At 71.0% G+C, this 7,862-nt stretch carries 9 protein-coding genes; 6 read left to right on the top strand and 3 right to left on the bottom strand.

Features of this window, described 5'->3' with window-relative positions; all coding sequences use genetic code 11:
• Positions 1-221 precede the first annotated feature (221 nt).
• The 3 genes from ABT084_RS20410 to ABT084_RS20400 all read left to right on the top strand — a co-directional run bounded on the left by ABT084_RS20410 (position 222) and on the right by ABT084_RS20400 (position 1,867).
• The gene (locus ABT084_RS20410) at positions 222-770 is read left to right on the top strand and encodes a GNAT family N-acetyltransferase (protein WP_351045657.1); all 549 of its coding nucleotides are present in this window, start codon (positions 222-224) and stop codon (positions 768-770) included.
• A 5-nt stretch (positions 771-775) separates the two neighbouring features.
• Positions 776-1,420: a CatB-related O-acetyltransferase gene (locus tag ABT084_RS20405; RefSeq protein WP_351045654.1), complete on the top strand. Its 645-nt coding sequence runs from the start codon at positions 776-778 to the stop codon at positions 1,418-1,420.
• Between the two features lie 303 nt (positions 1,421-1,723).
• The gene (locus tag ABT084_RS20400) at positions 1,724-1,867 is read left to right on the top strand and encodes a hypothetical protein (RefSeq protein ID WP_351045652.1); all 144 of its coding nucleotides are present in this window, start codon (positions 1,724-1,726) and stop codon (positions 1,865-1,867) included.
• A 112-nt stretch (positions 1,868-1,979) separates the two neighbouring features.
• On the opposite strand, the gene ABT084_RS20395 is transcribed toward ABT084_RS20400, so the two are convergent.
• Positions 1,980-4,037, bottom strand: a complete 2,058-nt coding sequence (locus ABT084_RS20395; RefSeq protein ID WP_351045649.1) for a putative Ig domain-containing protein — start codon at positions 4,035-4,037, stop codon at positions 1,980-1,982.
• 266 nt (positions 4,038-4,303) lie between these two features.
• On the opposite strand from ABT084_RS20395, the gene ABT084_RS20390 reads away from it, so the two are divergent.
• Positions 4,304-5,110, top strand: a complete 807-nt coding sequence (locus tag ABT084_RS20390; RefSeq protein ID WP_351045646.1) for a TrmB family transcriptional regulator — start codon at positions 4,304-4,306, stop codon at positions 5,108-5,110.
• Between the two features lie 15 nt (positions 5,111-5,125).
• Here the strand turns inward: ABT084_RS20390 and ABT084_RS20385 are convergent, their stop codons facing one another.
• Complete coding sequence (locus ABT084_RS20385; protein ID WP_351045643.1) at positions 5,126-5,479, bottom strand: VOC family protein; 354 nt, start codon at positions 5,477-5,479, stop codon at positions 5,126-5,128.
• Between the two features lie 173 nt (positions 5,480-5,652).
• Between ABT084_RS20385 and ABT084_RS20380 the strand changes: the two genes are divergently transcribed.
• Complete coding sequence (locus tag ABT084_RS20380; RefSeq protein WP_351045640.1) at positions 5,653-6,159, top strand: NUDIX hydrolase; 507 nt, start codon at positions 5,653-5,655, stop codon at positions 6,157-6,159.
• Here ABT084_RS20380 and ABT084_RS20375 read toward each other — a convergent pair.
• Complete coding sequence (locus tag ABT084_RS20375) at positions 6,156-6,365, bottom strand: hypothetical protein (protein WP_351045637.1); 210 nt, start codon at positions 6,363-6,365, stop codon at positions 6,156-6,158. The two genes, ABT084_RS20380 and ABT084_RS20375, sit on opposite strands and share 4 nt — an antisense overlap.
• A 753-nt stretch (positions 6,366-7,118) precedes the next feature.
• Between ABT084_RS20375 and ABT084_RS20370 the strand changes: the two genes are divergently transcribed.
• On the top strand, positions 7,119-7,739 hold the full coding sequence (locus tag ABT084_RS20370; RefSeq protein WP_351045635.1) for a YidB family protein: 621 nt from the start codon (positions 7,119-7,121) through the stop codon (positions 7,737-7,739).
• Positions 7,740-7,862 lie beyond the last annotated feature (123 nt).

Raw genomic sequence — 7,862 nt, 5'->3', positions numbered from 1 at the left:
TTCACCATTTCCTTTCCGGTGAGGCCCGCATCACCAGTAAGCCCCACCGGAACACCACGGTCACGCTCCGGAAACTCGGGGCTTGACGCCCACCTCAGCACCAGGTAAACGGCCTGCTCGGTCGTGATCCCGTACCCGCCGAGCGGTGGCCAAATGAGTTCCTGCCGCTACGCCCGGGGCCTTACCGTGGCGGGATGTTGCGGAGGGTGCGGGTGCGCGAAATGAGTGAGGGTGACATCGAGGCCGTCTCGGCGATCCGGGTGCGGGGCTGGCGCTCCGCCTATACCGGGATCGTTCCGCAGACATACCTGGATGCGATGACGCCGGAGGAGGACGCCGTAAAACGGCGGGAATGGTTCTCCCACCCGCTGCGGCAGTCGACGGACCTCGTCGCCCTGGCCCCCGGCGGCGGCCCGCGCCAGGACTCGGGTGAGGTCGTGGGATGGGTCAGCTTCGGTCCGTACCGGGGCCGGGTGAGCGGTGCCGGGCGAGCGGCCGAGGTCTACGCCTTGTACGTACGTCCCGACCTCATCGGGCGGGGAGTGGGCCGCACGCTCCTCGGCGAGGTGCACTCACGCCTGGCGGGGCAGCGGTTTCAGACCTCGGCCCTGTGGGTTCTCGGTGACAACCAGCAGGCCCGTCGCTTCTACGAGCGCGCCGGCTACCAGCTCGACGGCGGTGCCCAGGACGACGTCTACGACGACGTCACGCTCACCGAGCTCCGCTACCGACGACCGCTGGGCGCGGCGACCGATTCCGACCGAGAGTGACTGCCTTGAATCACCTTCCCCCGGACCCGACGGTGCTCCACCCGTTCCCCGACCAGCCGCGCGTGGTCCTGCTGAAGCCGCTGGTGACCTCGCCGCTGATCGAGGTGGGGGAGTACTCCTACTACGACGACCCGCAGGACCCGACGGCGTTCGAGACCCGCAACGTGCTCTACCACTACGGACCGGAGAAATTGATCATCGGGAAGTTCTGTGCGCTGGGCACCGGGGTGCGGTTCATCATGAACGGGGCCAACCACCGCATGGACGGTCCCTCCACCTTTCCCTTCCCCCTCATGGGCGGCGCCTGGGCCCGGCACTTCGACCTGCTCACAGGCCTGCCGGGCCGGGGAGACACCGTCGTCGGCAATGACGTCTGGTTCGGCTACGACACCATGGTCATGCCCGGAGTACGTATCGGGCACGGCGCGATCATCGCTTCCGGCGCCGTGGTCGTGGACGACGTCCCCGACTACGGCATGGTCGGCGGCAACCCGGCCGCACTCATCCGCACCCGCTACAGCGCCGAGGAGGTCGCGCGCCTGCTCGCCCTCGCGTGGTGGGACTGGCCCGCGGAGCACCTCACGGAACACATCCGTGCCGTCATGACCGGCACCGTCGACGACCTGGAAGAGATCGCCCCACGGGCCTGACCGCACCGGCACCGGCCCGTGTCCGGCGGACGATGCCATTGCCCGCCGCTTCGTCCGGCCTGACCAGCAGGGTCGCGATCGGCTGCTTGCGGCCAATTCCCCGTCCACGAAGGCTTCTCGGCCGAACACCCCGGGCGGCAACCCGCGCGGCAACCCGCGCAGCAGCCCGAGGATCCGCCCCGGCAGCCCGAAGAGCAGCTCCACGCACCGGGAACGGCGCTGGTCCTGTGGACACCACCTCGGCCCGCCCTCCGCGGCATCGACGAAAGGGTGAGCGGGACCGGCCCCAGGGACCTGGTCCGCGTGTCGCGTCTCCTGGAACGGCGGGTCTGGACGCAGGTCGGCGGACCGGCGGGGCGCCTCTACGGCGGCGGGGCCGGGCTGTTCGCCACCGATCCCGTGGACGGCCGTCTCCGGGTGCCGGGCCGCTCGGACCCGCCTCGGTGAGCCGGTCGGGCATCGCGGGCCTCGCTTCGGCGGCGGCCCGGTGTGCGGAGGAGCCCGGACCGCTGCTGCGGTCCGGGCCCGTCCTTCACTTACGCCATCGCGCACGCACGGATCAGCTGGTGCTGAGCGCGGTGTCGTCGATCACGAACGACGTCTTCAGGCTGGAGTCCTCGGTGCCGGTGAACTTGATGGTCACCGTTTGCCCCGCGAACGAGGACAGGTCGAAGGACTTCTGCGCGTAGCCGGTGTTCTTGTTGAGGTTGGAGTAGCTGGCCAGGGTGGTGGAGTTGGCCTGCACCGTCAGCTGGTCGTAGGCGGTGGTGGTGGTCGTCTCCGCGGTGTCGATGTGCAGGAAGTAGGTGAGCGTGGCGTGGCAGCTTGCCGGGATGGTCACCGACTGGGAGAGCGAGTCGGTGTGCGTGCTGCCGTATCCGTCGAGCCACGCCTTCCAGGAGCCGGAGTGGGCCGCCTCGCCGCTGCCGTTGTCGACCACGCCGCTGGTGGCGCTCCACGGCGCGGCGCTGCCGGTTTCGAAGCCCGCGTTGCCGAGGAGCTGCGGGCCGCCGCAGATGTTGCCGGCCGGGGTGACCGTCCAGGTGAAGGAGGCGCTGCCGCTCGCGTTCGTGGTGTCCTTGACGGTCACCGTCACGTTGTAGGTGCCATTGGTGGTCGGCGTACCGCTGATGAGGCCCGTCGAGGAGTTGATCGAGAGCCCCGGCGGGAGCCCGGTGGCGCTGTAGGTGAGGGTCTGGCCGCCGGCGGAGTCGGTGGCCTGGATCTGCAGGGAGGCAGCGGTGTTGACGGTGCTGCTCCGGCTGCCGGGGTTGGTCACGGTGACCGTGTTGCCGCCGGTGGAGCCCCCGGTGAAGGCGGCGGTGCCGTTGGGAGTGCCCAGGCCGGTCGGGCCGTCGTAGCCGGACTTGGCGGTGCAGAGGTAGCTGCTCGAGCACGAGCCGTTGGCGCCGCTGGTCACGTCGTTGAGCGACGCGGTGCGGGCGTACGGGTACGACGACGGGTAGCTGCCCGCGGCCGGGGTGCCGGCCAGCGCGTAGACGGAGGCGATGATCGGCGCCGAGGCGCTGGTGCCGCCGTAGACGTTCCAGCCGCTGGCCTGGTAGCTGTCGTAGACGGCGAGGCCGGTGGCCGGGTCGGCGACCGCGGAGACGTCGGCGACGGTGCGCTTGGCGCAGCCGCTGTCCGCCTGCCAGGACGGCTTGGTCGTGTACGCGGAGCAGCCGGAACCCGCGCCGTTGCCACCGGAGCTGCTGCCCCAGACGGATTCCGACCAGCCGCGCGAGGTGCCACCGGCGCGGGTCAGCGACGTACCGCCGACCGAGGTGACGTACTGGGAGGCCGCCGGGTATTCGACCCCGTAGCCGCTGTCACCGGAGCTGACGGTGATCGCGACGCCCGGGTGGTTGAAGTACGAGGTGTCGGAGCTCGGGTCGGTGGAGTCCTCGCCGCCGCCGTAGCTGTTGGAGACGTACTTCGCCCCCATGGTCACCGCGCGGTTGACGGCGGCGCCCAGGTCGGCCATGGACGGCTGGTTCGCCTCGACGAGCAGGATGTGGCACTGCGGGCAGACGGCGCTGACCATGTCCACGTCGAGGGAGATCTCGCCCGCCCACCCGGAGTCCGCGGTCGGGTAGTTGGTGCCGCCGTTCTGGTCGGCCTTCCGGAAGCAGCCGTTGGCGGTGGTGCAGGCCGGCAGGCCGTACTGGGAGCGGTACGCCGCCAGGTCGGACTCGGCGTTCGGGTCGTCGTAGGCGTCGATGATCGCGACCGTCGCACCGGCGCCGGCCGAAGCGGACAGGGCGTATGCGCTCTGCAGGTCGGAGGGCCCGTATCCCGACGGCAGGATGTTCGGGGCCAGGCTGAGCTGCTGCTTGACATCGGTACGGGCCAGCGCGTGGCAGGCCATGAAGCCGCGCTTCGTGGGCTCCGAGCAGAGCCGCTGGGTGTGTGCCGCGGAGGGGGAGGCCGAGGCGGTGGTGCCTCCCGTGGTGGGTGCGGTCGAGGCGGTCGAGGTGGTCGAGGCGGTCGCGGGCGAGGCGAGCGCGAGTAAGCCGCCGGATATCAGCGCCGCGGCCGAGAGTGCGGCGGTCGTGGCGCGGCGCTTCAGGCTTCTGGCGCGGCGGGTCGGTTTTGAATGCAATGAACTGCCCTCCATGGGGGGTGGAATCCCCGCGGGGTGGGATGTGGCCCTCCAGGAATGACATGCCCATGCCATGCATGAAGGCGTGGGCAGGGCATGGGGATGCCCTGTCATCTGGAGGGAACACCGCGGAGTGCGAGTGGCACGGGTTCATTGGTGCTGGCTGTCACCACGTTCAGTGGTGGCTCGATGAAGGTAGTGAGAAGCAGGCCCAAGGGAATACCCGCCGAGGGCAAAGGATTGCTTTCGGTCGGTGATCTCCGGGTATACCGTCTCCTGCCATGGAGTCGGACGACGGTGCGGTCAACGACCTTGTGGCGCTGGGGCTTTCGGGCTACGAGGCGCGGGTCTACCTGGCGTTGGTCAAGAGGGGTTCGTACACCGCGGCGGAGGTCGCGCGCGCGGCGGACGTTCCCCGCCAGCGGGTGTACGACGTGCTCGACGCGCTGGTGCGAAGGCGCCTCGCCATCCCGCGCCCCGGCCGGGTGGCGGCGTACTCGGCCGTGGCGCCCGAGCTGGCCCTCACCCGGCTGATCACGCGTCAGAGGGATTCGCTGGAGCGGCTGGACCAGGCTTCGGCGGCGCTCGCCATCGCGCTGACGCCCGTCTGGACCGCGGGACAGGCGCACACGGACCCGCTCGACTACATCGAGGTGCTACGCGATCCCCGGGCGATCGCAGAACGGTTCGCGAGCATCCAGGAGCAGGCCACCCACGAACTCCTCAGCTTCTGCAAGCCCCCCTTCGTCGCGCCCGCGGCCAATGACGAGGGCATCCAGGCCGTCCACAGGCTGCGCCGGTCCGGGGGCACGGCCCGGGCCGTCTACACCCACGACGCGCTCGGCGACGCGGAGGTGCTGGAGAACGTACGCCGCTTCGGCGTGGCGGGGGAGGAGGCCCGCTTCGCGCCGGCACTCCCACTCAAGCTGATCGTCGCCGACGCCGCACTGGTCCTGTGCGACATGCCCGACCCGATGGCCGACACCAAGGCGACCACGGCGCTGTACATCGAACACCCGGCGCTCGCGGCCTGCTTGAGGCTGGCCTTCCTCACGGTGTGGGACCAGGCCGTGCGGCTCCCGTCGTAGCGTGCGTGCCGAAGGTCAGGCGGGCTGCCACAGCTCGACCCGATTGCCCTCGGGATCGGTGACCCAGCCGAATCGGCCGACCCCCTCCATGTCCTGCGTCTCCGCGGCCACGTCCGCTCCCGCGGACCGCAATTGCGCGAGCATCGCGTCCAGGTCGCCGACCCGGAAGTTGAGCATGGCCTGCTGGGCGCGGGACCCGAAGTAGTCGGTCCCGGACTCGAACGTCGCGAACACCGTCGGCCCGGCTCCCGGATGCCACAGGCCGTTCTCATCCGCGTCCAGCCCCAGACAGTCGCGGTACCAGGCTCCGAGGGCCACCGGATCGGCGGCCCGCATGAAGTACCCACCGATTCCAAGCACACGTTCCATGCCGCCATCTTGCCAGGACCCGACCGATCCGCCCCGCTCCCGTGCCGGTCGAATCCGCTGCCCGGCGAAGCGCGTGCCCCGCGAACCACGATGCCGGGGACCCCGGTGCGAGACTCTTTCCCGAACGGACTGCGCAGGCCGGGACAACGCCCGGCCGGTCTACGCTACCGGGCATGCCTGCACACAACCCAGCGTCGTTCACGGTCGCCGACGGCGTTGAGGTTCCCGTCCCCTCGGCGGGCGAGATCTGGGCCGTCGGCGCGGTCATCCTCAACCGTGCCGGCGAAGCCTTCGCTCAAAAGCGAAGCCCAGACCGCCGGCTCTTCCCCGATGCCTGGGACATCGTGGGCGGCCACGTCGAGGCAGGGGAGTCGATCCTCGAAGCCCTCGCACGCGAGGTCGAGGAAGAGACCGGCTGGCGCCTGAGGTGCGTACGGCAGCTCCTCGGCATCGTGACCTGGACGGGTGACGACGGCGCCGGACTCCGCCACGAGGCCGACTACCTCGTCGAGGTCGACGGGGAGTTGGACACCCCCGCGCTCGAATGGAGCAAGCACTCCGGCTACGCCTGGTTCGGCCCCGACGATCTGGGCCGCCTCAAAGAGAACCGCAGGACCGGTGAGTTCCTGATCCATGACCTCATCGCGAGAGCCGTACAAGTGCGCGCGCAGGATGCCTAGTTGGTGGATCGGGGGACAGTGTCGTCGGGCCAGGGGAAGCCGAGTTCCTCGGCGCGTTCGCGGCTGCCGCCGCAGATCTGGGCGTAGCACTTCGGGTCCTCCTCGGCCAGCCGGTGCAAGGCGGCTGCGGCCCGGGCCTCGGGTGGGTGGGCGGCGCGGGCGCGCGTTCGCGCGAGCCCGGCAGGGTGGGTCGCCAGTGCTCCCACGCGACCTGGTCCCCGTCCCGCCGGATGGTGACGTAGAGCGCGCCGCAGCACCCCTCGGCGCAGTCGGCCTCGGCGAGTTGCACCTCGCGAGGGTGCGCGGCAGCGAGCCGGCTCGCGTGATGACCTCTTCGTACACGCGCGGTGCGTCGCGGTACGCGAGGAGGCCGATCGGACCGGCGTACGAGCGCCCCATCCGGACGAGCAGCCTTCCCGCGCGGGCGAGCAGGCCGGTGTCGAAGGGGTGGCGGCCGAGCAGGCCGAGCAGGCCGAGCAGCTGGGAAGCTTCCGCGATGCGGCGGGCGGCCGCGCCGCTGAGGGAGTCGGCCGAGGCGAGAAACGCGACGAGCGCCGGGCGCCGGGCGCACGGCCTCCCGGTCAACGTCCCGGTCGCCCTCCCGATCACCGGTCCAGAGGATGCGGACGAATGGCCGTAGTCCGTCACTGGAAGCGTAGAGAGCGAGCCACAGGGCGGCGGCGAACGGGCGATCCAGGTCGTAGAGAGCCGGTGGGGCAGCGGGTCGGGGTGCGAGCGGGGGCGGGGGCGGGCTGCGCTCTTCCTGGGCGCTCACCGGGTGGGGCGGGACTCGATTCCGTGGGTCATGCGGGCAGCTTGGCAGCCGGTCAGCGGGCTGTCGACGGAACAGGTCGTCGTTTCGTGCACCGGGGCAGCGTGGCCGGTTCACGCTCTGTCGGGAGGCGCTTCCGGTCGGTAACGTCCCGCTTCCACGCAAGATCATTTCCTGAGGGAGCTCGATGAGTGAGAACACGGCCACCCCGGTGCTGGGCCAGCTGCTGACGTCCCTGGCCGCATCCCCCGGTACGGCGGGGAAGTTCGACTCGTGGACGGGTGAGGGCCCCAACCAGTCGCTGACCGCGGAGGAGGTCGCCGCCGCGGCGCCCGCCGGAATGCTGACGGCGCTGGCCGATCTGTCCCAGGTGAGTGAGCAGGAGGCGGCGGCCGCGCTCGCGGAGGAGATTCCCGCGCTCGTCGACGCCATCCCGGCCGAGACGATCGAGATGTTCCGGGCGGCGGCGCGGATCGCGGACCTGACCCCGGAGGAGGAATGGGCCGCCGGTCGGATCGAGGCCGAGGCCCGGGCTCTGGCATCCGCCCTGCCGCAGACGTCCTCCTGGCTCGGTACCGGGCCCAACGAACCCCTCACCGAGCAGCAGGTGGCCGAGGCCCTCGGCGATGACACGCTCGCCGCCCTCGCCGCGATGCGCGGCTGGGACGAGGCCGAGGTCATCGCGGAACTGGCGCGGGTGCTGCCCGCGTTCATCGATGCGATCTCCCCCCACGGCTGGGTGGAACCCGACCTCCTGCGGCTCGTCCTGGCGCAGGACGACGTGGCCGTGACCGGCGCTCCCGCCTAGGCCGTCAGACCTCCAGCCCGCTATGCGTAGCCGCAGCCGCAGCCGCAGCCGCAGCCGCAGCCGCAGCCGCAGCCGCAGCCGCAGCCGCAGCCGCAGCCGCAGCCGCAGCCGCAGCCGCAGCCG

It is taken from the genome of Streptomyces sp. NPDC002138 (genome assembly GCF_040296485.1).
Classification (GTDB): domain Bacteria; phylum Actinomycetota; class Actinomycetes; order Streptomycetales; family Streptomycetaceae; genus Streptomyces.
This window is presented reverse-complemented; position numbering and strand designations above follow the sequence as displayed.

Coding starts and splice junctions, on each gene's coding strand:
- ABT084_RS20410 (WP_351045657.1), top strand. CDS start 222: ATGAGTGAGGGTGACATCGAGGCCGTCTCGGCGATCCGGGTGCGGGGC.
- ABT084_RS20395 (WP_351045649.1), bottom strand. CDS start 4,037: ATGGAGGGCAGTTCATTGCATTCAAAACCGACCCGCCGCGCCAGAAGC.
- ABT084_RS20390 (WP_351045646.1), top strand. CDS start 4,304: ATGGAGTCGGACGACGGTGCGGTCAACGACCTTGTGGCGCTGGGGCTT.
- ABT084_RS20385 (WP_351045643.1), bottom strand. CDS start 5,479: ATGGAACGTGTGCTTGGAATCGGTGGGTACTTCATGCGGGCCGCCGAT.
- ABT084_RS20380 (WP_351045640.1), top strand. CDS start 5,653: ATGCCTGCACACAACCCAGCGTCGTTCACGGTCGCCGACGGCGTTGAG.
- ABT084_RS20370 (WP_351045635.1), top strand. CDS start 7,119: ATGAGTGAGAACACGGCCACCCCGGTGCTGGGCCAGCTGCTGACGTCC.